This window comes from Rudaea sp. (assembly GCF_057139185.1).
In genome coordinates this window covers 92,555-118,314 of the sequence record NZ_DBNHDN010000006.1, presented here as the reverse complement: position 1 = coordinate 118,314, position 25,760 = coordinate 92,555, and the positions used below count along the sequence as shown (strand labels likewise).

Below are 25,760 nucleotides of genomic sequence, written 5' to 3'. Positions count from 1 at the left end.
TGTTCGTAACTGGGAGGAAAATCGAATGCACTACAGCGAAAACTCCACGGTTCCAGCCAATGCCGAAATGCGCACCGCGCTGCTGCCGCTGGTGCTGATCATCAGCTTGTTCTTTTTCTGGGGCGCGGCGGCCAGCCTCAACGACATCCTGATCAAGCAGTTTAAGAAGGCCTTCGAGCTTTCCGACCTGCAGGCGGGGCTGGTGCAGAGCGCGTTCTATCTCGGCTATTTCCTGTTCGCGATGCCAGCGGCCATATTCATGCGCCGCTACAGCTACAAGGCAGCCGTGGTCCTCGGCCTGCTGCTGTTCGCGGCTGGCGCCTTCTTGTTCTATCCTGCGGCTGCAATCCATACCTATGGCTTGTTCCTGTTGGCGCTGTTCGTGATCGCCAGCGGCTTGGCGTTTCTCGAGACTTCGGCCAATTCGCTGGTGATCGTGCTCGGCCCGGCGGAAGGCGCAGCACGGCGCCTGAACTTGGCGCAGGCGTTCAATCCGCTCGGCGCAATGACCGGCGTGATGATCGGCTCGCACTTCATCTTTTCCGGAATCGAGCATCGCGCGCAGGACCTCGCGGCGATGGTGCCGGCCGCGCGCACAGCATATTTCGTCGCCGAATCGCACGCCGTGCAGCTGCCGTATCTGGTGATCGGCATGGTAGTGGCGTTATGGGCGACACTGGTAGCGCGGACGACATTCCCAACCCCGCACGAAGAAGGCGGCCGGCACGAGGCCGGCACAGGGGCACAATTGAAGGAACTGTTGCGCAATCGCAACTTCGTGTTCGCGGTGGTGGCACAGTTGTTCTACGTCGGCGCGCAAGTCGGCGTCTGGAGCTACCTGATCCGCTATTTCCAGGACGTGGTGCCCGGCACGCCGGAAAAGACCGCAGCTGGGTTTCTGACGCTTTCGCTAGCGCTGTTCATGGGCGGACGCTTCGCCGGCTCCGCGTTGCTGCGTAAGCTGTCGCCGACGCGCCTGTTGGCCGCTTTCGCGCTGATCGATCTACTGCTCTGCCTCGTCGCAATCGCCTTTCCCGGCATGATCGGCCTTTACGCGCTGGTTGGCGTCAGCATCTTCATGTCGATCATGTTCCCGACGATCTTCGTGCTCGGCCTCGAGGGCATGGACGACGACCATCGCAAGCTCGGTTCCTCGATGCTGGTTATGGCCATCATCGGTGGCGCATTGCTGCCGGCGCTGATGGGCGCTGTCTCGGATGCGGCCGGGATCCACTGGGCCTTCGCGGTACCCGCACTCGGCTTCGTCGTCATTCTCGCCTTCGCGCTACGTGCCCGGCATGTACTGCGCTGACTCTTCATTCGTCTGGATTTTTCAGGAGACTCCATGTCATCGATTCCATCCGTTCCGCTCAACGACGGCCAGCGTATCCCGCAACTCGGGCTGGGCATGTGGCAGGTTGCGGACGCCGACGTGCCGCGTGTGCTCGGCACCGCATTCGAACTGGGCTATCGCCACATCGACGGCGCCGCCGCCTACGGCAACGAGGAGGGCCTCGGCCGCGCGATCCACGCCTCCGGCCTGCCGCGCTCCGAGTTGTTCGTCACCACGAAGCTGCGCAATCCCGACCAAGGCCGCGAGCGGGCGCTGAAGGCGCTCGATGCCAGCCTCGCCAAGCTTGGACTGGATTACGTCGATCTCTACTTGATCCATTGGCCGTGCCCGCGCCACGACCGCTTCGTCGAAAGCTGGGAGGCGTTGATGAAGGCGCGGGAGGCCGGCAAAGTGCGCTCGATCGGCGTATCCAACTTCCGCGCACAGGATATCGAGCGCGTTGTCGCCGCCACTGGCGTGGTGCCGGTGGTTAACCAGATCGAACTGCATCCGATGTTGCAGCAAGTTGAACTGAGTGCTTACAACAAGACGCACGGCATCGTCACCGAGGCTTGGAGCCCGCTGGCGCATGGCGGCGCGCTGCTCGCCGACCAGGCATTGCAGACGATCGCCGCCAAGCATGGCAAGACCACTGCGCAGATCACCCTGCGCTGGCACATCCAGGCGGGTCGGGTGATCTTCCCGAAGTCGGCCACGCCGGCGCGTATCGACGAAAACGCAGCGATCTTCGACTTCGCGCTCGACGCCGACGACATCGCCGGGATCGACGCACTCGACAACGGCACGCGACTGGGGCCGGATCCCGCCGACTACGAGGACATGGGCTGAGCGCGGACCGATGGGTATACACAGAAGAATCGTCTGCTTCGGCGAGGCGCTGATCGACATGCTGGCGCAACCGCCCGCTACGCCGGATGCGCCGCGCGCATTTCTGCAGTTTGCCGGCGGCGCGCCAGCAAACGTCTCGGTCGCGGTGGCGCGGCTCGGCGGCGACAGTCATTTCGTCGGCATGCTCGGCAACGACATGTTCGGTGATTTCCTACTGCAGAGCCTACGCGAGGCGGGTGTCACCACCGACGGCGTAGTGCGTACTGACAAGGCGCGTACCGCGCTGGCCTTCGTCGCGCTGGATGCGCGCGGCGAGCGCAGCTTCAGTTTCTACCGACCTCCGTCGGCGGACATGCTGTTCCGCGCCGCGCACTTCGACCGGCTCAGGTTCGAGGATATCCGCCTGTTCCATGTCTGCTCCGTCTGCATGACCGAAGAGCAGATCGCACGGACCACATTCGAGGGCATGCGCCGCGCGCGCGCGGCGGGAGCGCTGGTCAGCTTCGACATGAACCTGCGGCCAATGCTGTGGCCGCGAGATGAGGATCCGGCATCGCGCTTGTGGCAGGCATTGGCACTGGCCGATATGGTCAAGCTCTCGCGCGAGGAGTTCGATTGGCTCTGCGACGCCGCCCACGCCGACGGCGCGGCGGTGATCGAACGCCTGTGGCAGGGCAACGCGCAGTTGCTTCTGGTCACCGACGGCGACCATCCGCTGCGCTGGCATACGCGCGAAGACAGCGGCGAAGTGCCGGCGTTCCGAGTACAGATGCAGGACAGCACCGCGGCAGGCGACGCCTTCGTCGGCGGATTGCTGTACCAGCTTGCGCGGCTGCCCGACGGCACGGCGCTGAGTACGTTCTGCCGCGACCGTGCGGCACTGGAGCAAAGCGTGCGGTTTGCCGCCGCCGCCGGTGCGCTCGCAGTGACGCGCAAAGGCGCCTTCGCCGCGATGCCGACGCGGGACGACGTGCTAGCCCTGATCGAAGCACAGTCGTGACGCATCGAAATTCAACGACAAGGAAAATACGATGACCGACAGCACGCCCGTTGTTCTGTACGCCACCTTCACCGCCACGGCTGGCAACGCCGCCGCCGTCACGGCCCTTTTGAAGGATTACGCCGTGGCCGTCCGCAGAGAGGCCGGCAACGTGCTGTTCGAGGCCTCGTGCAAGGCGGACGAACCCGAGTCCTTCTTCGTATACGAGGAATATGCTGACGAAGCCGCCTTCCAGGCGCATCTAAGCGCGCCATACGGCGCTTCTTTCAACGCTGCGCTTGCCCCACTCATCGTGGAACACCAGTCCAAGCTGACGTTCCTGTTACGGGTATGAGATGGACCCAACGCCAGGACAACCTCGTCAACGACCTCGCGTGGAAAGACTAGAACGGCCTTAGCGTGGCAACTCGGGAATCCCGCGGCGAATTTCGGCGCTGAAATTTCCGCTTCGGTCCGCCTGCCGCGCGCGCGCGTCGATGCTGCCGAGCTCGCGCAGCTGCTCGAGCGGATAGCGCGTGTCCAGCCCGCCGCGCGCATAGACGTATTCGTCGATGTGGCCGGAGAACAGCAGACGCCAGTCCAGCGGCAGGTTGCCGACGATGCTGCGCATCATGTGGTAGATCAGCGTCGTGCAGTTCGTCGTCACCGTGTTGTAGAAGCGCGGCGTCGCAGCGAGCGTGTTGCCTTCGGCGACATAGGCGTGGAACAGCGCCAGCATCGCCGGCTTCGGCATGTTGACGCGGAACAGGCGTACGTCCTCACCGCGCACGTTGCTGCGCAGGCGCACGATGTCGCGCTCATCTGCCGCGATGAGAACGAGTTCGAATTCCTTGAAGAAGCCGCCAATAGCGGAAAATTTCTCGCCGCGTTCGCGCCGGATCTCGGCCGAGAAAACGATGTGCGCGCCGTCGGCAAAACCGAACGAAACCAGCGTGTGCGCGATCGACGGCCCCATCCAGTACGACAGGATCAGGTCGACCGATTCGAGCTTCTTCAGGTCGTACCGGCGCGTTTCCCAATGCGGTGTGTATTCGCGCTCGCTGCGCCAGTCGAAGTCGCGCACGTCGTCGAGCGTGACGGTGTCGCCGGCAACGGCGCCGGTGACGCCATGCGCGACGTCGTCGGCCCATTGCCGATCATTCGATGGTGCGATCGTCTGCCACCGCCACAGCAGTCCCGCGAACAGCGCAACAAAGCCGATCGTCGCGAGCAGCGCCCTGCCCTGCCGGGCGAGCACGAGCAGTGCGGCACACAGCACAGCCCAGACCAGGACGCCCGCGGCACGCAGCGCAAGCCCGCCCGGCAACTGGTACCACAGCGCCGCCGCGCCCCAGCAAGCAGGAATCGCGAGCACGAGCACGGCCAGCGCGCTCAGCGTCCAGACCACCACGCGACGCCCGCGCATCGCCATCACGTCGCGCGCTCTGCCGTCATTGTCCGGCCGCCTTGCCCGGCACGCGCGGCTGCGGCGCGCGGCGCAGACCTTCGTCCTCGATCAGACGCCTGCGCACGTAGAGAAAACGCACCGCTTCGTACTCGAAGGCGGAGCCGGTTTCGTAGTAGCGGAAATCGATGTTCGCGCGCTGATCGATCGCATTGACGGTGCCCAATGCCCAGGAGCGCCCGCTGCTGTCATACAGGCCGCCGATGTCCACCGCCCAGGCCGCGCCGATGTCGCCGAAGAAGCCGATGCCGTCGCGCAACGTGGACGGCCCGACGAACGGGATCACGAGGTACGGTCCCGGCTGCATGCCCCATTTCGCCAGCGTCGTGCCAAGCCCGGTCGCCGCCGCCGAAAGACGCAATTTCGCTGCGACATCGAGCAGGCCACCGATGCCCACCGTGGTGTTGATCAGGAAGCGGCCGATGCTGCGCGCGGAGTAGATGAGACGGCCCTGCAGCGCGAAGTTGACCACGCTGTTCAGCTCGCCCAGATTGCCGAAGAAATTGTGCACGCCCCGCTGCAATGGTAACGGCATGCGCCGGTACGCGTTGGCCACCGGGAAGAACACCGCTTCGTCGAAGCGCGCATTGAAGCGATAAGTGAAACGGTTCATGCGCTCCCATGGATCGTAGGTGCGCAGCGAGGGCGCATCGGCGGGCGTGACCGGCGGCAACTCCGCCGCCCTCGCCTCTTTCGTCGCCTGCGCGTCGGCCTCCGCCGCCTGCGCGAACGCGGCGTAGCGTTCCGCCGCGGCCGCGTTCGCCGCTGCGGGCCGATCGGGCGCCAGCGTGCGCAGCTCAACGCGCCCGACCGCGCAGCCGGCGAGCAGGCCGGCGGCGAGCACGCATGCCAGCGCTTTCATCGCGCGGCTCCGCGCCAGCGCCCGCCGAGCATGTCGAGAAGATCGGCAACCTGCCTGCGTTCGCCGAGATTGCCCAGATGCCCGCCGTGGTCGTACACGGCGATGCGCGCGCCGAGCGTGCGTTCGAGCCAGGCGAGCTCGGCACCGTCCAGAATCAGATCGTCTCGGTTGGTCTGCGCATAGGTATCTGGATCGTTGCGCAGCGCATCGCCGATGATGTCGAGCCGGCTCTGCGCGATGAGCGACTCGCGCGTCGCGCCGGCGCGGTGCCGCGTGTAGTACGGCACGAACACGCCGTCGAAATACTCGGCAAAGGTCTTGCCGCGCAGCGCGCGCGCGTAGTGCTCGAGATCGTCGCCCACTTTCGGCGGTTGCGCAGGATTGACGACGACGCCGGCGCGCGCGTACAGATCGCCGGCGAAGAACAGGTTGACGAAGGCGACACGAAACGTCAACGCGATCGCCGCGGAGAACTCCCGGTCGTTCGTCAGGATCGCCGCCGCCGCACCGAGCAGGAAGTTCGCATCGAGCTGCACGGCGTCGGACGCGCGATACGCATTTGCCAGTTGCGCATACAGGCGCTGGTAGAAGCGCTCGACCGCGCCCTCGTCGGTGCCGATGCTCTGCGCAAAAAGCCGGTCGAGGCGACCGATCGAGGCGATGAGACTGACCGGCGGGTTGATCATCACCGCGCGGCGGATACCGAGCCGATGCTCGCGCGCGTCGATCGCCTTGACCACCGCCGCGTGCGCGCCGCCGAGGCTGGTGCCGACGACGTCGATCGCGGAGATCTTCGTCTCGCGCGGCAGATTCGCGCGCAGGACCTCGATCGTCGCGTACAGATCCTCGCTGTCCTGCCACAGGTCGCCGGCGACACCGGTATGCGAAGCCGCAACGATGAAGCCGGGAAATGTCGGCGACGGCAAGGTCAGCACGTGATAACCCGCGCCATAGAGCACCGCACGCAACGTCGCATTGTTTGCCGAGTTGCCGCCGCTGCCGGTGCCGGCGATGACCACGGCGAGCGGTGCCTCGCCCGGCTGCGCGGAAAACCACGCGCGCAGGCGGACATTGAACCAGAAGACGGCGGGAGCTGGCAGCCGCCACGGCAGCGCGATATCGACCTCGGTCAGCGGCACCGTCGCCGGCAGCGGCGCCATGTCTTGCGGCGGCGTGCCGAACACGGTCGCGCGCAATCCCGCGGAATCGGCCAAGCCGACAACCGGAACCGCATACGCAGGCGGTGCCAACACGGCGACCATTCCGATGCAACCGACGGCGAGCAGGGCACGACACACGCCCGCGCGGCAGGCATTTGCCGCCCGACTACGCCCCCGGGTGGGCGAGGCGCGCCGAACCACTCAGAACGGAATTTCGTCGTCGTCGAAGTTGTCGGCCGGCTTCGGCGCCGGCGCGCTGCGCGGTGCGGGCGCGGATTGCGGACCGCGCGCGGGACCGCGCTCGCGTTGCGCGCCGTAGCCGCCACCGCCACCATAACCGCCACCCTCGCCGCCACCGCCCTCGCGGCCACCGAGCATCTGCATCTCGTCGGCGACGATCTTGGTCGAGTAGCGCTTGACCCCGTCCTTCTCGTATTCGTCGGTGCGCAGGCGGCCTTCGACGTACACCTGGCGGCCCTTCTTCAGGTACTCGCCGGCGATCTCGGCCAAGCGGCCGAAGAAATCGACGCGATGCCACTCGGTGCGCTCTTGCTGCTCGCCGGTCTGCTTGTCCTTCCACGACTCGCTGGTGGCAATGCGGATCGAAGTGATCGCTGCGCCCGACGGCGTGTAGCGCGTTTCCGGATCGGCACCGAGATTGCCCACGAGGATGACCTTGTTGATGCCGCGTGCCATGTGTTTTCGTCTCCGGTCCGGTGCGATTGCGTGAGGCAAATCATAGCATGCGCGCGAACGGCCACTGTACGAAACGGCGACCGGTCGGCGTAGGATATCGCCGACATCTGGACTACCGTGCCGGCACCACCGGCAGCTCGATGTAACTCGCGTTGGCACCGCCGCGGTAGACGCGCTGTGTCGCCTTGACGTAGTCGCCCGGCTTGGCGAAGAACAGGTTCGGCACGAAGGTCTGCGGGTTGCGATCGTAGAGCGGGAACCAGCTCGACTGCACCTGGACCATGATGCGATGCCCCGGTTCGAACACGTGGTTCGCGGTCGGCAGGCCGAATTGGTAAACCAGCGGCTGGTTCGCGGCAATTGCCTCGGGCTTTGCGAAGCTCGCGCGATAGCGACCGCGGAAAATGTCCATCGAGATGCCGAGCTCGTAGCCGCCCATCTCCGGACGCGACGGCACCGTGTCCGGATAGACGTCGATCAGCTTGACCACCCAGTCGCTGTCGGTGCCGCTGGTCGAGGCGACCAGGTGCACCTGCGGCGCGCCGCCGATATGCAGCGGCTGCTTGAGTGGTTCGCTGACATAGGTCAGCACGTCGGGGCGACCATCGACGAAACGCTGATCGACGACGAGCCAGCGCGTCCACGCGTCGTGGTCGGCGAAGTGCACGGGGCGCGGCTGATACGGTACGGGCTTGGCCGGGTCGGAGACGTATTCGTCGAAGGTGCCCGCATCCGCGGCAGGCGCATCGAACGACAGGCCCTGCCTCGCCGCGAGATACAGCGGCTTCGGTTTCGCCGCGCAGCCGTCTGCGCAGCTCAGCGGCCACGCGGCGTAGCGGTCCCAGTGATTCTCGCCGGTGTTGTAGATGTACACCGGTGGCGTATCGACCTTGGGCGCACCGTCGACGAGGTACTGGTCGAAAAACGGCTTGAGCACGTCGCGGCGGAACTGCAATGCAGTGTCGCCGTCCCACTGCAGCGGGCCGAGCGAGGTGCCGTCGTAGTTGACCTGGCTGTGCCGCCACGGACCCATGACGAGGAAGTTTTTGTCGTTGTGCTCGTCCTTGCTTTCCATCGCCGGGTAGCAGTGGATCGCACCCCACATGTCCTCCTGGTCCCACAGGCCCTGCAGCCACATCGTCGGCACCTTGAGTGGCGTGTTCGCCATGGTTTTGTCGAGTGCCTGCTCGCTCCAGAACTTGTCGTAGGCCGGATGCTCGGTGATCTTGCGCCAGAAGCCGAGTTGGTCGAGTCCCGCCGCGCGCGCGAAATCTCCGGCCGAACCGGCGCGCAGGAAGTTGTCGTAGTCGTCGAAGCCGGCACGCACGATCTTCTTGCCTTCCCCGTGCGCCGTGGTTTGCCCTGAAATGTAGTCGAAATTGGTTTGCCGGAACGCGCCATAGTGGAACCAGTCGTCGCCCATCCAGCCGTCGACCATCGGGCTTTCGGGTGCCGCAACTTTCAGCGCAGGATGCGGATTCACCAGCGCCATGATCACGGTGAAGCCCTCGTACGACGAACCGAGCATGCCGACCTTGCCGTTCGATTCCTTCACGTTCTTCACCAGCCAGTCGATCGTGTCCCAGGCATCGGTGGAATGATCCACCTTGCTGTGGTTCAACGGCCCGATCAGCGGCCGCGTCATCACGTAGTCGCCCTCGGAGCCGTACTTGCCGCGCACGTCCTGGAACACGCGGATATAGCCGGCCTTGACGAACACCTCGTCTCCCTGCGGCAGGGATGCGAGCATGCTGCCACTGACCTCGCGCTCGGCGCGCTTGGCAGCGTTGTACGGCGTGCGGGTCAGGATCATCGGCGCGTTGTGCGCCCCCTTCGGAATCATGATGACCGTGTACAACTTGGTCCCGTCGCGCATCGGAATCATCGCCACGCGCTTGACGTAGTCGTAGTTCTGCGTCGGCACGGCGAAGTTTTTCGGGATGTCGGGCGACAGCGGCGGCGTATCGGCCTGTGCCGAAACGGCACCAACGAGAAACAGCAGCCCGGCGAAACGAATCGGATTCATCGCGAAGCCTCGGTGCGGAAATGACAGGCGATACTAGACGTGAACGCGCCGCGCGCATAGCGCCAAAAGTTGGTTTGAGGCATGTACCAAGTGGCTATGGCTCGATTTGCCGCTGGCGCACGATCTCGCCCGCAATCCCGGCAGCGAGACGCGCGTTGTCGAGCACCAGCGCGATGTTCGCCGCGAGCGAACGGCCTTGGGTCCGCTCGAACAGGCGCTGCAACAGGAACGGCGTCACCGCCTTGGCGACGACGCCCTGACGCGCGGCGTCGGCCAACGCTGCTTCGATCGCCGGCACGATCTCATCGCGCGGGATCTCGGCCTCGTGCGGAATCGGATTGGCGATGAGTTGCCCACCGGGCAGGCGCAGGCGCGCGCGCAGCAGGTGCGCCGCGGCGATTTCGCCCGCGCTGTCCAATCGCAACGGCGCGACCAGCCCCGACGAGCGCGACCAGAACGCCGGGAATTCCTGCTGGCCGACGGCGATCACCGGCACGCCGAGCGTCTCCAGCACCTCGAGCGTCTTCGGCAGGTCGAGGATGGCCTTGGCGCCGGCGCTGACCACGGTGACGCGCGTCTGCGCGAGTTCGTGCAGATCCGCGGAAATGTCGAACGAGGACTCCGCGCCGCGATGCACGCCGCCGATGCCGCCGGTGGCGAATACGTCGATGCCGGCGAGCGCGGCGGCGATCATCGTCGCCGCAACCGTGGTCGCGCCGGTGCGGCCGCTGGCAAGACAAGCGGCGAGATCGGCGCGCGACAGCTTCATCACCTCGCGCGCGCGGCCCAACGTTTCGAGTTCGTCGTCGGACAAGCCGATGCGGATGCGGCTCGCCATCACCGCGATCGTCGCCGGCACCGCGCCCGCGGCGCGCACCTGTGCCTCGACGCGGCGCGCTGTTTCGACGTTTTGCGGATACGGCATGCCGTGGGTGATGATGGTCGATTCGAGCGCGACCAGCGGCCGCGCATCGGAAAGCGCGCGGCGTGCTTCGTCGGAGAAAGCCAGGAGCGCGCTCATGCGCCGACTTCCGGCAGGGACGACGATGAGGCAAGAACGGGCTCGGCAGGCATGTCGTCAACAATACCCTGCCGCCGGCAACTCGAACAGCGCCGCCCGCAGCCGTTATGATCTTGCATCGCTCCGACCAAGGCACGCCATGACGATACGCCCGCGCAAGACTCCGCTCTCCTGGTGCCTCGTCCTCGCCGGCGCATTCGTCGCCCGGACGGGATCGGCCGACGCTCCCGCCGCCGCGGTGGACGGCGCCGTCAATTCGATTCTCGCGCGCACCGGCGTGCCTTCGGCTTCGATCGCCCTGGTGCGCGACCACACCATCGTCTACGCCCAGGCCTACGGCTGCGCGCAGCTCGATCCATGCCGCCGCGCCACGCCCGCGATGCGCTATGCGATCGGCTCGATCAGCAAGGAATTCACCTCGACGGCACTGCTGCTGTTGCAGGAACAGGGCAAGCTCGGCATCGACGATGCGGCCGGCAAATGGCTGCCGAACCTCGGCCCCGCCGCCGACGCGAGCATCCGTGCGCTGCTCTCGCATACCTCCGGTGTGCGCGATTTCTGGCCGCAGGATTACGACCCGCCCGCCATGCTCAAGCCGGTTGCGCCGAAGGACATCATCGCGCGCTGGGCGAACCAGCCGCTCGATTTCCCGACCGGCACGGCCTGGCAATACAGCAACACCGGCTACACCATCGCCGGTCTCATCGTCGAAAAAGCCGCCGGCAAGCCGCTGTTCGATTTCCTGCGCGAGCGCGTCTTCGAACCGCTGGCGATGAAAAGCGTCTACGACTTCGACGCCGCGCCGCTGCCGCCCGGCGATGCGGTCGGCTACATGCGCTACGGCCTCGGGCCGCTGCGCGCGTCGGCGAAGGAAGGCCGCGGCTGGTTGTTCGCGGCCGGCGAACTGGCGATGACCGCGTCCGATCTCGCGCGCTGGGACATCTCGCTGATCGACAAGCGCGTATTGAGCGACGCCGGCTATCGCGACCTCACCGGCGAGATCCGCCTCACCAACGGCGCCGGTTCGCAATATGCGCTCGGCCTCGACGTCAAACTGCGCTCGGGCCGGCGCGTGCTGTCGCACGGCGGCGAAGTCGGCGGCTTCACCGCGACGAACGTGATCCTGCCCGACCAGGGCCTCGCCGTCGTCGTGCTCACCAATCAGGACGCGACTGGTGCTTCCGGGCAGATCGCCGACAGTCTCGAGAAGCTGCTCCTGGCACAAGCGTTTCCGGTCGACACGACGGCGCTCGCCGAAGCCCGGCGCATCTTCGACGAGCTGCGCGATGGCAAGATCGATACCACGCGTCTGACCGCCAACGCGAAGAGCTACTTCACCGCCCAGGCACTGGCCGACTTCCACGCCGGCCTGTCCCCGCTCGGCAAGCCGAAATCGTTCGAAGCCGCCGGCTACAGCCTGCGCGGCGGCCTCGTCACGCGCACGTACAAGGCCAAATTCGCGCAGAAGGACCTGAACATCGTCGTGCGCTCCACAGCGGACGGGCTGATCGAGCAATACACCTTGAGCGCGGAGTAGCACCCTCCGCCCGGCGCTGCCCGGCCGCGCGTGGCGGCACCGGTCGATGTCGTATCGCTTCGGCATGCGCGGGGAACGACGTCCGCGCTACAACGCAGAGAGTCGCATCCGCCTGTTACAATCGGCGCAGAATCCCGCCTCGCCCCGCACATGTCCAGCGTCCGCGTTCTGCCTGCCGAATCCACTCCGCCCCGCTTTGTCGACGCCCAGACGCTGGCCGCGCCGGACATGGCCGGGGTCAATGCGCTGATCCGCGCGCGGCTCGCCTCCGACGTGGTGCTGATCAACCAGATCGCCGAGCACATCATCGGCGGCGGCGGCAAGCGTCTGCGGCCGATGCTGCACCTGCTCGCCGCGCAGGCCGCCGGCTACGCCGGCAAGGATCATGTCCAGCTCGCCGCGGTGATCGAGTTCATCCACACCTCGACCCTGCTGCACGACGATGTCGTCGACGAGTCCGACCTGCGCCGCGGGCGCAAGACCGCGAACGCGCTGTGGGGCAACGCGGCTTCAGTGCTCGTCGGCGATTTCCTCTACTCGCGCTCGTTCCAGCTGATGGTCGAACTCGACTCGATGCCGGTCATGCGCATCCTCGCCGACACGACCAACCGCATCGCCGAGGGCGAGGTGCTGCAGCTGCTCAACATCCACAATCCGGATACCGACGAGCGCGCCTACCTGCAGGTGATCGAGCGCAAGACCGCCGTGCTGTTCGCCGCGGCGACGCGCCTTGGCGGCGTGCTCGCCGGCGTGCCGGCGGCGCAAGAGCAGGCGCTGTACGCCTACGGCATGAATCTCGGCTACGCGTTCCAGATCGCCGACGACGTGCTCGACTACGTCAGCGACGCCGGCACGCTCGGCAAGAACATCGGCGACGACCTCGCCGAAGGCAAGGCCACACTGCCGCTGATCTACGCGATCGAGCGCGCGCCGGCCGCGCAGGCCGCCTCGCTGCGCCGTGCAATCGAAACCGGCGGCCTCGATTCGCTGGACAACATCATTGCCGCGATCCGCGACACCGGCGCGATCGAACGCGCGCGCGCACTGGCCCGGCAGTACGCCGAAGCGGCAAAAGAGAATTTGTATACCTTGCCGCCTTCCACGGCGCGCGATGCGCTCGCCGCGCTCGCCGACTACGCGCTGCAGCGCGACCATTGACTCCGGAGTCCACGATGACCCGCTCGCTTCCCGTTGCGCTGTGCGCAGCCCTCGCAGTGACCCTCGCATCCCTCGTCACGGCGCGAGGACAGCCGGCGCCGGCGCGGCCGATGGCGGCGCCGGTTGCCGTCGCCGGCGAGAACGGCAAGACGCTGGCGCTGGATGTCGCCGCGCTCGACAAACTGCCGCAGCGGCGCGCGCTGGCCGAAGCGCATGGACACAAGGTCGACTGCCGCGGCGCGAGCCTGATCGACGTGCTTGCCCAGGTCGGCGCGCCGGGCGGCGAGAAGCTGCGCGGCAGGGACCTCGCGCTCTACGTGCGCGTGCGCGCGGCCGACGGCTATCAGGTCGTCTACGCGTTGGCCGAACTCGACCCGATGTTCCACGGCGCCGATGTCCCGTTGCTCACCCACGAGTGCGACGGCCAGCCGCTGACCGCCAAGGACGGCCCGTTCCGCATCGTCGCGCCAAGCGAAAAACGCCCGGCGCGCTGGATCCGGCAGGTCACCGCGATCGATCTGCTGCGCGCGCCCTAGCCTGCGGGCCGGCGCCGTTACGAAACGCCTTCCGCGGCCGGCCGCGGGTAGCCTACTTGCGTGAAGCCACCGCAGCGGCGAAGGTATCGACGAAGAATTCCCTCATCTGCGCGAACGCACGCCTGGCTGTCCGCTCGTCGTACTTGCACCCCGGCACCTTGCCGTCGGCGCTGGGGATCGCGAAACAATGCACGGCGCCGCCGTAGCTGAGGAACTGCCAGTCGGCGCCGGCGTCACGCATCTCCTGCTGGAATCCGGCGACCTGCTCGGGCGATTCGAACTTGTCATCGGCGCCATGCAGCACGAGCACCTTGGCCTTGATCTGGTCCTTGAACGCAGGATCGCCGGCGAGGTTGCCGTGGAACGAAACGACGCCGGCCACATCCGCGCCGCTGCGCGCGAGATCGAGCGTGGTAGCGCCGCCGAAGCAGAAGCCGATCGCCCCCCAGTGCTGGCCGTCGAGCGGCGCCTTGCCAACTTGAGCCTTGAGCCGGGCAAGCGCGGCATTGATGCGCGCGCGCAACTCGTCGCGATGCGCATACATGTTCTTCGTCGCCGCACCGGCTTCTTCTGCGTTCTTCGGCCGCGTGTCGATGCCGTAGACATCGGCGACGAGGAGAACGTAGTCCTTGCCGGCAATCTGCTTCGCCAGCGCGATATTGTCGGCGTTGATGCCGAGCCAGTCCGGCGTCATGACGAGGCCGGGGCGTGGCGTCTTCATCGCGTCGTCGTATACCAGCACGCTCTGCATCTTTTTGCCGCCGACCTCGTAGTCGAGATTCTTCGTCACCATCGCGGCATGCGCGGCGGTCGCCGCAAAGCAGGACAGCAGGCAAAGCACCAGCAGGCGTTTCATCACGGTACTCCTCGAGACACGGGCGGAAAGTCGACGCCGACACGCGCGCCGATCTTCCCGCCATGATAGCGCGATCGCGGCGCGCCCTTCGTTGCTGCGTTTGCTACACTCGTCCGGCATTCCGCAACCGCCATGAGGCCGCCATGCTCAAGCCACGTCTGCTCGTCGCCGCTTCCACCCTCGCTCTTTCCGCGCTCGCCTTCGCCCATGACAGCGCGAAGCCGGAAGACGTGATCGACTACCGCCAAGGCTTGATGACCGTGATCGGCTGGAATTTCGGCCCGCTTGGCGCGATGGTCAAGGGCAAACATCCATTCGAAGCCACGGAGTTCTCCAAGCATGCGGGGCGCATCGCCAATCTGGGCGACCAGATCCTCGAGGGCTTCGCCAAGGGCTCCGACAAGGGCAAGACGGACGCCAAGCCCGAGATCTGGGCGAACTGGGACGACTTCCAGGGCAAAGCCAGGGACCTCGACACGCAGGCCAAGCTGCTCGCCGAAGTCGCCAAGGCGGGCGACGAGGCGAAAGACAAGGAGCAGTTCAAGAAAGTCGCGGCGGCGTGCAAGGCCTGCCATGACAAGTACAAGAAAGATTAGGCCGGCAAAACCGGCCCAATTTCCGCCGTTCGGGCGGCCTGCGGCCGCTCAACGCCGGCGCTATTGGCCTTGGCTGGCCAACGCCAGCGTCAATGCCGCGACGACGAGGAACAACAAGAGTGCGCGCCAGCCGCTGACGAAACGCATCGGCGCGGGCTGTGCGGCAGGCTTGCACCCGGTGATCATCGGCGTGATCAGATCGTCGTGCTTGAGCAGCCGGTGCAGCAGCACCGCGGCGATATGCAGCGCGATCAGGATCAGCAGCACGTTTTCACCGAGGTGATGCAGCCGCGTGGCGAGCTTCACCGTCGCACCCGACACGGCGTCGACGAACGGGCCATCCTCGTCGATGCCGTCGCTCGCGAACAGGCCGCTCGTCGCCTGCGCAAGCACGCACAGCAGCATCGCCACGACCGACCAACCGCCGAGCGGGTTGTGGCCAATGTGTGCCGGTACCGAAAACATCGCCCTGACATAGCCCGCGACGGCACGCGGCCCGCGCACGAAATCGGCGAAGCGGCTGGTCTGCGAGCCGGCGAATCCCCACAGCACGCGGAACACGATCAGCGCCAGCGTCGCCCAGCCGAAGCGGTAGTGCCATTGCATCGAGAGAAAGCCGAATTCGGCGGTGGCGAACTGCAGCGCGATCAGCACGACCAGCGCCCAATGGAACAGACGCGTCGGCAGGTCCCAAACGCGCACCGATTTTTCTTCCGTGTTCATCGCGTCACTCAGTTCAGGTAGGCAGGGAATTTTGGCAGTGCGGTGAAGTCGGCAGGATCGTGCTGGATGACGAAACGCGCGTGCAGGTTCTTGACGATGGTTTCGATGCGATCCATGGAGGCCAACGTGTCGGCGCGGCTGTCGTTGAACGCGGGCACGCGGCGGAACTGGCGACTCTCGCGTGCGTGGTACAGATCACCCGACAGGACCACGACGCCGGCCTTCTTCAGGCGCAGCAGCAGTACCTGGTGGCCGGGTGTGTGGCCCGGCGCTTTGAGGATCAGCACGCGACCGTCGCCGAACACGTCGTGGTCGCGCTCGATCATCTGCTTGTTCGCCGATTCGTAGACGCTGAACGTCGCCGGGTCGACCCCGATCGGCGTCGGCGTTGCGCTCGCCCAGGCGATCTCCTTCGCGTTCATCAGGAACGTCGAACGAGCGAACAGGTTTGCGTTGCCGGTGTGATCGGCATGCAGGTGCGAGAACGCGACGAACGTGACGCTCGCGGGAGTCAGTCCGATCGCCTGCAACTGGTCGACGAGGCGCACGTTCACGCTCAGGTGCGTGCCGCCGTCGTCGACACCGCCCTTGGCCTCGGCATATCTGTCGCCGAGCCCCGTGTCCCAGAGCAGCACGCCCTGCGGATGGCGGATCACGAAGCACGGCGCGCTCATCGTGCGCGGCTTGCCGTCGTACTCGCCGGTATCGGAGTAGCCGCCGAAGCTGCTCTCATCGATGCGTCCGCAATCGAGCGCATACAGCCGCACTTCGTTGGCCGCCAGAGCATCGACAGCCCTCGGTTGCGGCGAAGACGCCGGGTGCGCAGCCGGCCTGGCTGCGGGCGGCGAGGCCGCCGATGCACAAGCCGCAAACGCAAAAAGCAGCGAAGCCGAAACTCTCTGCCAGCCTGTCATCGCACAACACCCCCGCATCGAAACCTGCCCTGCGCCGTGCACGCAATCCGGCGCGCCGGCTTATGCGACCGCGAACGGGCCGGCGAGTTCACGCAATGCCCAAGCCCTCGACCTGCATGATCGCCGCCGGGTCGAAACCGGCGAGGCGGGCGAACTCCCGGCCACGTTCGGCGTAGTCGTTGAATTGATCGAAGCTCGGCGCACCCGGCGAAAGCAGGATCGCACCGTCTTCGGGCGTGAGAGAGAGGGCGCGCGCGAACGCGTCGGCCAATGCATGTGCCGAAGCAAGCTCGAATCCGCGATGCGCGAGGCGGGCCAGCGCCGCTGCGATCGCATCGCCGTTGGTGCCCATCGTGACCACCGCGTGCGGCGGGCGCCGCGCAACGAAGTCGGCGAATGGCTGCCAGTCGATGCCGCGATCGAAGCCACCGACCAGGATCGTCGTCGTGCGGCCATCGAGACTGCGCAGCGCCTCGATCGCTGCGTATGGCGTGGTCGAGATGCTGTCGTTGACGTAATCGATGCCGCCGCGAATGCCGAGGTGCTGCAGGCGATGCGGCAACGGCTTGAAGGTGGCGACATGGCGCGCCAGCGCTCTCGCATCCTCGCCCGCCGCCTCGATCGCCGCGAGCGCGGCGCAGACATTGAGCGCATTGTGTTCGCCTGACAACGGGATCTGGCGGCTTGCAAGCACCTCCTCGTTGCCGCGCCAGACCGCACAGTCGCGCAGATGCCAGCCGTCGAAATGGTTGAACGCATCGTTCAGATTCCACTGCCCCAGATCGACCAGCTTTTCCTGCCGCGCATTGACGACGACGCGTTGCGCTTTCGCCGCGATGCGCAACTTGTCCTTCGAATAGTTTTCGCTCGTGACATGCCAGTCGAGGTGCTCCTCGTAGAGATTGTTGATCAGCGCCACGGTCGGCGCTCCCTCGAAATCGCGCGCCTGAAAACTCGACAGCTCGATCACCCACCAATCCGGTTCATGTGCGGGCTCGAGCAGATCGAGCAATGGCAAACCGATATTGCCCGCCAGTGCCGTCAGCCTGCCGCTCTTGCGCAGAAGATGCGCGATCAACGCAGCGACGGTGCTCTTGCCCTTGGTACCGGTGATGCAGATGGTCCTCGCTTTTGCGTGCTCGGCGAACCAGATCGCCGTACCCGAAGTGAAGCGCACGCCCATGTGTTCCGCGGAGAGATGCGGTTCGCGATACGGGCTGATGCCGGGCGACTTGACGACGATGTCGAAGGCCGCCAGCACGGCCTCGTCGACCGGCGTGGTGACGACGAGTACCCGCGTGCCGCGACCCCCGGCTTCCCTGGCGAACAGGTCGGAAGATTGCGCGATCAACGCGGCCGCCTCGGCCTCGCTGCAAAACAGGGTGAAGCACTCGGCGGGAAATTTCTGCGTCAACACCGACAGCGCAGCCCTGCCCTCGCGGCCATAGCCCCAGACGGCGACGCGCCTGCCTTCGAACTCAGAGAGGCGCATTCGGCAGCGAAGTGAAACGCGTAGGCAGGAAATGTTCGCCCGTCGGGGCAAGCAGTGGCTCGAGCGCGAGCGCGGCACGATCGAGCTGCGGCAGGATTTCGTTCAAGAAGCGGGCGACGAGTGCGTCCTCGCGCCATTCCGCGCGCTGGGTCAGCGCGTACATCGCCGCACGCGATTCGCCACCCTCGCCGACGCATTCGAACGGCTTGTGGTCGCGATATTCGAGCAGCGCGTCGAAGCCCGGCGCGAGCGCCGCATCGTCGAGCAGGTTGCGGCCGAAGATCCTGAGCAGGCGCGGCTTGGCGACAAAAGGCGCCAGCGCGAGGAAGACGAAATGACACTTCGGGCACTGCCCGCACCAGCGATCGGACGGGTGCTCGCCGAGGATGCGGAAGTTGCGGTTGCAGCTCGAAAACACCGCATCGTACTGCGGGTGCTTCGCGAATTCGCGCGCCACGGCCAGTTCCGACCAGGGCCGCAGCAGCGAGAAATAGTCGAGGTCGGCTGCAACGTGCGCGTGGACCTGCGCGCGCAGCAGGCGCTCGAAGTCCAGCGATTTGCTCCACTGGTGGTTGATCTGGCGACCGAGGTATTCGAGCGTCGCGCTCGACGCGGAACGTTCGTTGGAAAACGCGATCGCGTCGTAGCCATACAGAATCGCGGCGCACACGAGGATCGCCGAGTTGATCGCGGTGACCGGCACGTGACCGTTCCACGCGCCCTGGCGGTTGTACTCGAACAGCGCCGGCGCGATCTGGCGCTTGATGTTGAGCAGCGGCAGGCCGCTGCGCTCGGCGCAGGCCGCGATCAGCGCGGAATCGCCGATCCAGACCGCCGTCGCCGGCTCGTCGATGCTTTTGCACATTTCCACGCTGACCAGCGAGTCCTTGCCGCCGCCGATCGGCAACAGCGTGCGGCGCGGCAGATTCAATGCAGGCGCTTTTTTTTCGTCATTCCCACCTTCGCGGGAATGACGAACAAGAGTGGAGAAGCGTAAACGCTCCGTCAGATCGAGCTTGTTCTGATAAGCGAACTCGGCCAGACCGTGGAAATACAGCTCGTGCAGAAACCCTGCCGTATCCGTGGCGAGCGCGCCTGTCTCGACGCGCAACTCGGGCGGAATGCCGGCCTTGTAATAGCTGACCCCGGCGACCAGATGCAGCAGGCGCAGCGCTTGTGCGAATGCGTCGGCGCGTTCGGCCGGCAGCGCCGGCGCGTCGGGAAACACCACGCGCTCGGTCAGCAACGGGCCGTCGTCGAAGGCATACGCGAGGCTCGCCGTGCCACTCGCCGCGTCGAAGTCGCAGGCGGTAAAACGGAACGCCTGCGTGTCGCGTGGATCGGCGAATTTTTTGTCGATCGTCGCGGTCACAGCACAGTCTCCGCAGCGCGTCCGCGCAGGTTGTAGTCGGACGACATGACCGCACCGTAGGCGCCGGCCTGGGCGATCAGGATTACGTCGCCTTCCTGCGTCCTGGCGAGACGGCGGTGATTGCCGAGCACGTCGCCGGATTCGCAGATCGGACCGACGACCTGCACGAGTTCGGTCGCGGGCTCGTCGATGCGCGAGAGATTGACGATCTCGTGGTACGCCTCGTACAGCGCGGGCCGGATCAGCGTGTGCATGCCCGCATCGACGCCGAGGTAGCGGAACTCGCCCTTGCGCTTGAGCTGGTTCACGCGCGCGAGCAGCACGCCGGCGTCGGCGACGAGGAAGCGGCCCGGCTCGCTCCACAGCTCGAACTGCGGATAGGCGGCCTTCACCTCGGCGAGCCCCGCGGCGACGGCCTCGAGATCGAGCGGCGCCTCGTCGGCGCGCGCGGGCACGCCGTAGCCGCCGCCGACGTTGAGCGAGGCGACCGTGCCGATCTTCTCGGCGATGCTTGCATGGTGGGCGAACACTTCCTTCCAGTGCTTCGCATCGAGAATGCCCGAGCCGAGATGCGCGTGCAGGCCGACGATGCGCGCGTTGTGCCGTTCCGCCAGGTGCAGGAACTCGTCGACTTCGCCCAGGGCAAGACCGAATTTCGATCCGGCGCCGCCGGTCTTGACCTTGTCGTGATGGCCGCGCGTGAAGTCGAGGTCGAGGCGCAGTTCGATGTCGCGCCCGGCGAACAGGTCGCCCCAGTGTTCGAGCGGATGCAAGTTGTCGACGGTGATGCGCGCACCGGCCGCGATGCCGGCCGCGTAGTCCGTGCGCGAGCAGAAATTCGGCGTGTAGAGGATATCGACGGCGGCGCCGAAGATTCCGCGCACATGCGCGATTTCGCCCGGCGAGACGCATTCCAGACCGAAGCCCTGCGCCGCGATCTCGCGCAGGATCGCAGGATGCGAATTCGCCTTGATCGCGTAGAACCAGCGATCGACGGCCTGGATCGTGCCGCGCAGCGCCTGCGCCTGTGCGCGCACGCTGGCGAGATCGTAAACATAGTGTGGTGTTGCCTTTGCGGCCAGCGCGAGCAGGTCTTCGCGACGCGCACGCCACCACGGCGCACTCTGCAACTGCGGCTTTTTATACAGATCCACCCAGCTCGGGCCGAACACGGCGGCGTCCTCGACCCGCATCGCTTCGGCCTTGATCAACAGATCATGCAACTGCGGCACGAGATCGGTTGCAGCGCTCTCGTCGACGACGAAAGTGAGGTTGAGATTGTTCGACGACTGCGAAATCAGGTGCACGCGCAGCGAGCCGAACTCGGCCAGCACCGTGGAGAACTTGTGCAGCATCGAGCGCATGCCACGGCCGACCAGAGTGATCGCCGCGCACGGCGCGATCACCTTCACGCGGCAGATTCCGGCGAGATCGGTGCACAGCGCCGAGAGCACATCGGTATTGACCAGGTTCTCGCTCGGATCGAGCGAGACGGTGACGTTGGTTTCCGCCGTGCCGACCAGATCGATCGACAGGCCGTGGCGCTTGAAGATCTCGAACACGTCGGCGAGAAAGCCGACCTGCTGCCACATGCCGATCGACTCCATCGAGATCAGGGTGATGCCGGTGCGCTGCGAAATCGCCTTGACGCTGGGCAGCGCGTCGGCAACCGCCGCACAGATTTCCGTGCCGGCGAACTCGGGATAGTTGGTGTCCTTGATCGTCAGCGGCACGCCGGCCTCGCGCACCGGGTTGATGCAGCGCGGATGCAGCACCTTGGCGCCGGTCGTGGCAATTTCCTGCGCTTCCTCGTAGTCCAGACGCGAGAGCAGGCGCGCATTCGGCACGCTGCGCGGATTGGCGCTGAACATGCCGGCGACGTCGGTCCAGATCTCGACGATCTCGGCATCGAGCAATGCGCCGAAATAGCTCGCCGAGGTATCCGAGCCGCCACGACCGAGGATGACCGTCTCGCCGGCCGCGTTGCGCGCCATGAAGCCCTGGGTGATGAACGTCTCGCCGAGCGACGGCAGCCTCGCGATCAGCGCCTCGTCGCGCGCGGTCGGCACCTGCGCGGAGAGATAGCGGCCCCACGCGCTCTGGTTCGGCAACGCCTCGCTGAGCAGATGCTGGCGCGAATCTAGCCAGTTCGTCGTCAGGCCACTCGCGCTCAAATACTGCGCACCGAGCGTCGACGACATCATCTCGCCGAGCGCGAGCACCTCGGCCTGCCAGGTCAGCGCGCCTTGCGCGCGGCGCGGGTCGGCGAGCAGTTGGTCGAGTTTCGCCAGCCACGCGTCGATACCGCCCGCATCGGTCAGTTCCAGTTCGGCAAACATCGCGCGATGGCGCGCGACGATCTCGTCGGCCACGGCCCGGCACTTGCCGGCGTCGGCGTGGCCGTCGCAGATCGCTTTCAACTTGTCCGTCGTGCCCGACAGCGCCGAGACCACGATGAGTACGTGTTTGCCCTGCGCCCGTTTTCCCTTGGCGATCGCCGCGATCTTGTCCCAGCGCGGCCGCGTGGAAACGCTGGTGCCGCCAAATTTGAGCACAACCCAATTGGCGCCGGTCAGGGGCGCGGCATTCACACTCACGGTGGTTCCCGAAGTTGAGCAGACAAAGCGATCAAGCGCAATTCATGCGCAATGTACCGGCAATAGTAAGGCGAAATGCTGCGCTCGCACAGATTGCCGCGGTACGCTTGGCGCCTGCCGACGCCACGGCGGCCCCGTGGGGACGAGGCCAGCTTGTTCAGTGCATGCCCCACAAAGGCCGTAACAATTGTAAAATACGCTTAACGATTGACGACAAATCAAGGATTACCGATGCTGATATCCGTCCGTGCCAAGGTCCTTCCCGTTGCCATCGCCGCATTGCTTGCGGTCTCCACGGCCAACGCCCAGAACATCACCACCTCCGGCATCAACGGTCGCGTGCTCGACGCCGCCGGCAAGCCGGTCGCGGGGGCCACGGTGACGATCGTGCATCGCCCCTCGGGCACGACCAAGGAAGTGAACACCGACGCCGACGGCCGCTACAGCGCGCAGGGCCTGCGCGTCGGCGGGCCGTTCGACGTCGTCGCCAACCGGGGCGGCGCCAAGGTCGCCGAGCAGGATGACGTCTACCTGCAGCTGGGCCAGCCGGCCTCGATCAATCTCGCCGCAGCGAGCGCTGCGAGCACGACGCTTGAAGGTGTCACCGTGACTGCCTCGGCGCTGGCGACGACGTTCGCTTCGGACAACCGCGGTTTGTCGACGACGCTGACCCAGGCGCAACTGCAGGCCACGCCGCAAGGCAACCGCTCGATCGACGACGTGGTGCGCATGGACCCGCGCATCACCGTGATGGATCAGGGCCTGGGCTCGGTTTCGGCGCTCGGCATGAACAACCGCTACAACAACGTCGCCGTCGACGGCGTCACCCAGGGCGATCCGTTCGGCCTCAACAAGAACGGCCTGCCCTATCTCAAGTCGCCGATTTCGCCCGAGGCCATCGCCGAGTACAACATCTCCACGGCGAATTACGACGTGATCAGCGATGTGGTCGGCGCCGACGTCAACGCGGTGACCAAGTCGGGTACCAACGATTTCCACGGCTCGGCCTACTACGCCTACCGCAACGCCAACCATCTCGTCGGCGACGCGGGTTGGCTGCCCTCGAGCAATCCGGGCTACAAGTACAACGGCTACGACAAGGACGCGACCTACGGCTTCACCCTCGGCGGCCCGATCATCAAGGACAAGCTGTTCTTCTTCCTCAACGCGGAAAAGGAGAAGACCACGGGGATCGGCGCCGACTCCGCCAACGGTCTCGACTATTCACTGGGCAGCGGCGCTTCGACGTCGACGAAAGTCTCGCCCGGAGACGTGCAGAAAATCATCGACATCGCGACCAAGCTCGGCCTGAAGCCGGGCACGTTCGGCGGTTCGTCGGCGCTGGTCTACGACGACAAGCGCTATCTGGCCAAGGTCGACTGGAACATCGTCGATGGCCATCGCGCGAGCTTCAGCTACCAGAGCAGCAAGGAATCCCAGCCTGCGGTCGGCGGCAACAGTCCGACCAGCATCGGCCTGTCGAGCTACGTGTGGACCAAGGCGATCAAGACCGACAACTACGTCGCCCAGTTGTTCGACGACTGGACCGAAAACTTCTCGACCGAACTGAAGATCGGCTACCAGAAATTCGTCCAGGACACGACCGCGCCATACCAGCAGCCACAGGTCAGCGTGAATCTCGATCCGGCCGGCAAGGGTCCCACGGTTTACCTCGGCGAAGAGCAGTACCGCCACTACAACCACATCGACACGAAGAAGACCTCGGTGTTTTTCGCCGCCACGTACGCGCTCGGCGAGCACCAGTTCAAGGCCGGCATCGACTACGTGCAGAACAAGATCGTCAACCTGTTCGGCCAGTCCGAGTTCGGCGTATACAGCTTCTGGGGCCTCAACAATTTCGCCGCGGCCAACTACAACTCGTACCTGCTGTTCCACCCCGCTCCGGGCTTCACGATCAACGACATCGCGGGCAAGTGGACGTATACCCAGTACAACCCGTTCATCCAGGACACCTGGCAGGCGACCGACGCGCTGTCGCTGCAATTCGGTCTACGCTGGAACATCCCCGAGGCGAACAAGCCACCGGTATACAATGCGGCATTCGCCGCTGCGTTCGGCTATCCGAACAACTACACGATCAAGTCGAAGAACGGCCTGGTCGAGCCGCGCGTGTCGTTCAACTATCAGTTCGACAGCGAATACAAGACGCAGCTTCGTGGCGGCGTCGGCGTGTTCCAGACCGTGCCGCCCGCGGTGTGGCTGACCAACCCGTACCAGAACAACGGCATCACCACGCTTTCGTACACGAACTTCGATCCGTCGAAGGCGCCGTTCAGCCCGGATCCGTTCCACCAGCCGATTCCGGTGGGTGGTGGCGCAGGATCGGTCGACACGGTCGCGAAGAATTTCAAACTGCCCAGCGTGATCAAGACCAGCATTGCGCTCGATCGCGAGTTGCCGTGGTGGGGCCTCGTCGCCTCGGCCGAGTACGCACATGTCGAAGTGCAAAATGCGATTCTCTATCAGGCGATCAACTTCGGCGCGCCGACCGGCATCCTGCCTGATGGCCGCGAGCAATTCTGGAAAATTCCCGGCGAAGCGCCGAAGACGGCCGACCAGCTCGCCAACCAGAATCGCAAATTCGGTACCTCATCGACCCTGCTGACCAACACCAGCGAGGGCAAATCCGACAGCTTCACCCTCGGCGTGACCAAGCCGTTCACCGATGGCCTGTCGGGCGATGTGTCGGTCACGTTCAACCACGCCACCGACGTCGATCCGGGCACCGACACGATCGCGTTCGACGGCTACCGCCGCATCGCGCGCATCAATCCGAACAGCCGCCAGGTGGCCACCTCGAACTACAACGTCGCGCGCAGCTTCAAGGCCGCGTTGAACTGGAAGCACAACTTCTTCGGCAACTACGCGACGCAGGTATCCACGTACTACAACGGCCGCACCGGCAACCCGTACACGTGGGTATTCTCGAACGACGCCAACGGCGACAGCGTCGCCGGCTGGGATCCGGTCTACATACCGACCGCGAACGATCCGAAGGTCGCATTCGCGGCGGGCACCAGCCCGGCCGTGATCCAGCAGTTCAACGACTACCTCGCGAACGACAAGTACCTGCGCGGACACCGTGGCCAGATCGCCGGCCGCAACGGCGCACGCACACCATGGATCAATACGCTGGATCTGGGCCTGCAGCAGGAAATCCCGGGCATCTTCGCCGGCAACAAGGGCATCTTCCGTCTGGACATCTTCAACTTCCTCAACTTGCTCAACAAGAAGTGGGGCGACCAGCAGAACACCGGCATCTACCCCACGCGCACGCTCGCAGCGTATTCGGGTGTGAACGCCCAAGGCCAGTATGTCTACACCCTGCCGACCAACAAGGCCGGCAACTTCGCCCCGCAGGCGCTGCAGGTCTACGACGGCGGTTTCTACGATCCAAGCCGTGTCGTCTCGCGCTGGTCGATGATGGCGACGGTAAAGTACACGTTCTGATCCATTGGCATACCTGAACCGCGGAAACGGCCCGCCCTGCGCGGGCCGTTTTCGTTCCGGGTCCCGTTTCCACGCGAGGCACGACGCCCCATGTCGACGCTCAGCACGACCTGCCTC

The 25,760-nt window shown here is 65.5% G+C and carries 21 protein-coding genes; 9 read left to right on the top strand and 12 right to left on the bottom strand.

Annotation, left to right across the window (positions count from 1 at the left end; genetic code table 11):
- The first annotated feature begins 25 nt into the window (after positions 1–25).
- Genes fucP through AC16HO_RS01860 form a run of 4 tightly spaced genes read left to right on the top strand, consistent with a single transcriptional unit; the run spans position 26 to position 3,516 of the window.
- Positions 26–1,312 carry an L-fucose:H+ symporter permease gene (fucP, locus tag AC16HO_RS01875; RefSeq protein ID WP_395642586.1) on the top strand — a complete coding sequence of 429 codons (1,287 nt, stop codon included), beginning with the start codon at positions 26–28 and terminating at the stop codon, positions 1,310–1,312.
- A 33-nt stretch (positions 1,313–1,345) separates the two neighbouring features.
- The gene (locus tag AC16HO_RS01870) at positions 1,346–2,182 is read left to right on the top strand and encodes an aldo/keto reductase (protein ID WP_395642587.1); all 837 of its coding nucleotides are present in this window, start codon (positions 1,346–1,348) and stop codon (positions 2,180–2,182) included.
- A 10-nt stretch (positions 2,183–2,192) separates the two neighbouring features.
- Entirely contained in the window at positions 2,193–3,182 is a 990-nt protein-coding gene (locus AC16HO_RS01865; RefSeq protein WP_395642588.1) for a carbohydrate kinase family protein, read from the top strand.
- Positions 3,183–3,213: 31 nt separating this feature from the next.
- Entirely contained in the window at positions 3,214–3,516 is a 303-nt protein-coding gene (locus AC16HO_RS01860; RefSeq protein ID WP_395642589.1) for a putative quinol monooxygenase, read from the top strand.
- Between the two features lie 60 nt (positions 3,517–3,576).
- Here the strand turns inward: AC16HO_RS01860 and AC16HO_RS01855 are convergent, their stop codons facing one another.
- From AC16HO_RS01855 to AC16HO_RS01830, 6 genes are all read right to left on the bottom strand, one after another.
- On the bottom strand, positions 3,577–4,593 hold the full coding sequence (locus AC16HO_RS01855; RefSeq protein ID WP_395642641.1) for an Lnb N-terminal periplasmic domain-containing protein: 1,017 nt from the start codon (positions 4,591–4,593) through the stop codon (positions 3,577–3,579).
- 19 nt (positions 4,594–4,612) lie between these two features.
- Complete coding sequence (locus AC16HO_RS01850) at positions 4,613–5,488, bottom strand: MlaA family lipoprotein (RefSeq protein WP_395642590.1); 876 nt, start codon at positions 5,486–5,488, stop codon at positions 4,613–4,615.
- Entirely contained in the window at positions 5,485–6,741 is a 1,257-nt protein-coding gene (locus tag AC16HO_RS01845; RefSeq protein WP_395642591.1) for an alpha/beta fold hydrolase, read from the bottom strand. The genes AC16HO_RS01850 and AC16HO_RS01845 overlap by 4 nt, the downstream gene beginning before the upstream one ends.
- Before the next feature lie 108 nt (positions 6,742–6,849).
- A complete protein-coding gene (gene ssb, locus AC16HO_RS01840) occupies positions 6,850–7,344 on the bottom strand; it encodes a single-stranded DNA-binding protein (protein WP_395642592.1) in 495 nt (164 codons plus the stop codon).
- Between the two features lie 112 nt (positions 7,345–7,456).
- Positions 7,457–9,370, bottom strand: a complete 1,914-nt coding sequence (locus tag AC16HO_RS01835; RefSeq protein WP_395642593.1) for a CocE/NonD family hydrolase — start codon at positions 9,368–9,370, stop codon at positions 7,457–7,459.
- Between the two features lie 94 nt (positions 9,371–9,464).
- Positions 9,465–10,391: a pseudouridine-5'-phosphate glycosidase gene (locus tag AC16HO_RS01830; protein WP_395642594.1), complete on the bottom strand. Its 927-nt coding sequence runs from the start codon at positions 10,389–10,391 to the stop codon at positions 9,465–9,467.
- A gap of 139 nt (positions 10,392–10,530) precedes the next feature.
- Between AC16HO_RS01830 and AC16HO_RS01825 the strand changes: the two genes are divergently transcribed.
- From AC16HO_RS01825 to AC16HO_RS01815, 3 genes are all read left to right on the top strand, one after another.
- Positions 10,531–11,928 (top strand): serine hydrolase domain-containing protein, encoded by a 1,398-nt coding sequence (locus AC16HO_RS01825; protein ID WP_395642595.1) that lies wholly within the window; start codon positions 10,531–10,533, stop codon positions 11,926–11,928.
- A gap of 150 nt (positions 11,929–12,078) precedes the next feature.
- Positions 12,079–13,086, top strand: a complete 1,008-nt coding sequence (locus AC16HO_RS01820; protein ID WP_395642596.1) for a polyprenyl synthetase family protein — start codon at positions 12,079–12,081, stop codon at positions 13,084–13,086.
- Positions 13,087–13,100: 14 nt separating this feature from the next.
- Positions 13,101–13,622, top strand: coding sequence for a hypothetical protein (locus tag AC16HO_RS01815; RefSeq protein ID WP_395642597.1), 522 nt, complete (start codon positions 13,101–13,103; stop codon positions 13,620–13,622).
- A gap of 52 nt (positions 13,623–13,674) precedes the next feature.
- On the opposite strand, the gene AC16HO_RS01810 is transcribed toward AC16HO_RS01815, so the two are convergent.
- The gene (locus AC16HO_RS01810; RefSeq protein ID WP_395642598.1) at positions 13,675–14,478 is read right to left on the bottom strand and encodes a dienelactone hydrolase family protein; all 804 of its coding nucleotides are present in this window, start codon (positions 14,476–14,478) and stop codon (positions 13,675–13,677) included.
- Between the two features lie 143 nt (positions 14,479–14,621).
- On the opposite strand from AC16HO_RS01810, the gene AC16HO_RS01805 reads away from it, so the two are divergent.
- Positions 14,622–15,074 (top strand): c-type cytochrome, encoded by a 453-nt coding sequence (locus tag AC16HO_RS01805; protein WP_395642599.1) that lies wholly within the window; start codon positions 14,622–14,624, stop codon positions 15,072–15,074.
- A gap of 60 nt (positions 15,075–15,134) precedes the next feature.
- Here AC16HO_RS01805 and AC16HO_RS01800 read toward each other — a convergent pair whose 3' ends face one another.
- The 5 genes from AC16HO_RS01800 to AC16HO_RS01780 form a co-directional block, all read right to left on the bottom strand.
- Positions 15,135–15,797 (bottom strand): cytochrome b/b6 domain-containing protein, encoded by a 663-nt coding sequence (locus AC16HO_RS01800; protein WP_395642600.1) that lies wholly within the window; start codon positions 15,795–15,797, stop codon positions 15,135–15,137.
- An 8-nt stretch (positions 15,798–15,805) separates the two neighbouring features.
- Complete coding sequence (locus AC16HO_RS01795; RefSeq protein WP_395642601.1) at positions 15,806–16,564, bottom strand: N-acyl homoserine lactonase family protein; 759 nt, start codon at positions 16,562–16,564, stop codon at positions 15,806–15,808.
- A 235-nt stretch (positions 16,565–16,799) separates the two neighbouring features.
- Positions 16,800–18,203, bottom strand: a complete 1,404-nt coding sequence (gene murD / locus AC16HO_RS01790; protein WP_395642602.1) for a UDP-N-acetylmuramoyl-L-alanine--D-glutamate ligase — start codon at positions 18,201–18,203, stop codon at positions 16,800–16,802.
- The gene (murL, locus tag AC16HO_RS01785; protein WP_395642603.1) at positions 18,190–19,575 is read right to left on the bottom strand and encodes a UDP-N-acetyl-alpha-D-muramoyl-L-alanyl-L-glutamate epimerase; all 1,386 of its coding nucleotides are present in this window, start codon (positions 19,573–19,575) and stop codon (positions 18,190–18,192) included. The genes murD and murL overlap by 14 nt, the downstream gene beginning before the upstream one ends.
- Complete coding sequence (locus tag AC16HO_RS01780) at positions 19,572–22,166, bottom strand: bifunctional aspartate kinase/diaminopimelate decarboxylase (RefSeq protein WP_395642642.1); 2,595 nt, start codon at positions 22,164–22,166, stop codon at positions 19,572–19,574. Before AC16HO_RS01780 ends, murL begins: the two co-directional genes overlap by 4 nt.
- Before the next feature lie 237 nt (positions 22,167–22,403).
- On the opposite strand from AC16HO_RS01780, the gene AC16HO_RS01775 reads away from it, so the two are divergent.
- The gene (locus tag AC16HO_RS01775; protein WP_395642604.1) at positions 22,404–25,643 is read left to right on the top strand and encodes a TonB-dependent receptor; all 3,240 of its coding nucleotides are present in this window, start codon (positions 22,404–22,406) and stop codon (positions 25,641–25,643) included.
- Positions 25,644–25,760 lie beyond the last annotated feature (117 nt).

Excerpts from the sequence above, each read along its gene's own strand:
- fucP (WP_395642586.1), top strand. The coding sequence starts at position 26 with ATGCACTACAGCGAAAACTCCACGGTTCCAGCCAATGCCGAAATGCGC.
- AC16HO_RS01870 (WP_395642587.1), top strand. The coding sequence starts at position 1,346 with ATGTCATCGATTCCATCCGTTCCGCTCAACGACGGCCAGCGTATCCCG.
- AC16HO_RS01865 (WP_395642588.1), top strand. The coding sequence starts at position 2,193 with ATGGGTATACACAGAAGAATCGTCTGCTTCGGCGAGGCGCTGATCGAC.
- AC16HO_RS01860 (WP_395642589.1), top strand. The coding sequence starts at position 3,214 with ATGACCGACAGCACGCCCGTTGTTCTGTACGCCACCTTCACCGCCACG.
- AC16HO_RS01855 (WP_395642641.1), bottom strand. The coding sequence starts at position 4,593 with ATGGCGATGCGCGGGCGTCGCGTGGTGGTCTGGACGCTGAGCGCGCTG.
- AC16HO_RS01850 (WP_395642590.1), bottom strand. The coding sequence starts at position 5,488 with ATGAAAGCGCTGGCATGCGTGCTCGCCGCCGGCCTGCTCGCCGGCTGC.
- ssb (WP_395642592.1), bottom strand. The coding sequence starts at position 7,344 with ATGGCACGCGGCATCAACAAGGTCATCCTCGTGGGCAATCTCGGTGCC.
- AC16HO_RS01835 (WP_395642593.1), bottom strand. The coding sequence starts at position 9,370 with ATGAATCCGATTCGTTTCGCCGGGCTGCTGTTTCTCGTTGGTGCCGTT.
- AC16HO_RS01830 (WP_395642594.1), bottom strand. The coding sequence starts at position 10,391 with ATGAGCGCGCTCCTGGCTTTCTCCGACGAAGCACGCCGCGCGCTTTCC.
- AC16HO_RS01825 (WP_395642595.1), top strand. The coding sequence starts at position 10,531 with ATGACGATACGCCCGCGCAAGACTCCGCTCTCCTGGTGCCTCGTCCTC.
- AC16HO_RS01820 (WP_395642596.1), top strand. The coding sequence starts at position 12,079 with ATGTCCAGCGTCCGCGTTCTGCCTGCCGAATCCACTCCGCCCCGCTTT.
- AC16HO_RS01815 (WP_395642597.1), top strand. The coding sequence starts at position 13,101 with ATGACCCGCTCGCTTCCCGTTGCGCTGTGCGCAGCCCTCGCAGTGACC.
- AC16HO_RS01810 (WP_395642598.1), bottom strand. The coding sequence starts at position 14,478 with ATGAAACGCCTGCTGGTGCTTTGCCTGCTGTCCTGCTTTGCGGCGACC.
- AC16HO_RS01805 (WP_395642599.1), top strand. The coding sequence starts at position 14,622 with ATGCTCAAGCCACGTCTGCTCGTCGCCGCTTCCACCCTCGCTCTTTCC.
- AC16HO_RS01800 (WP_395642600.1), bottom strand. The coding sequence starts at position 15,797 with ATGAACACGGAAGAAAAATCGGTGCGCGTTTGGGACCTGCCGACGCGT.
- murD (WP_395642602.1), bottom strand. The coding sequence starts at position 18,203 with ATGCGCCTCTCTGAGTTCGAAGGCAGGCGCGTCGCCGTCTGGGGCTAT.
- AC16HO_RS01775 (WP_395642604.1), top strand. The coding sequence starts at position 22,404 with ATGCTGATATCCGTCCGTGCCAAGGTCCTTCCCGTTGCCATCGCCGCA.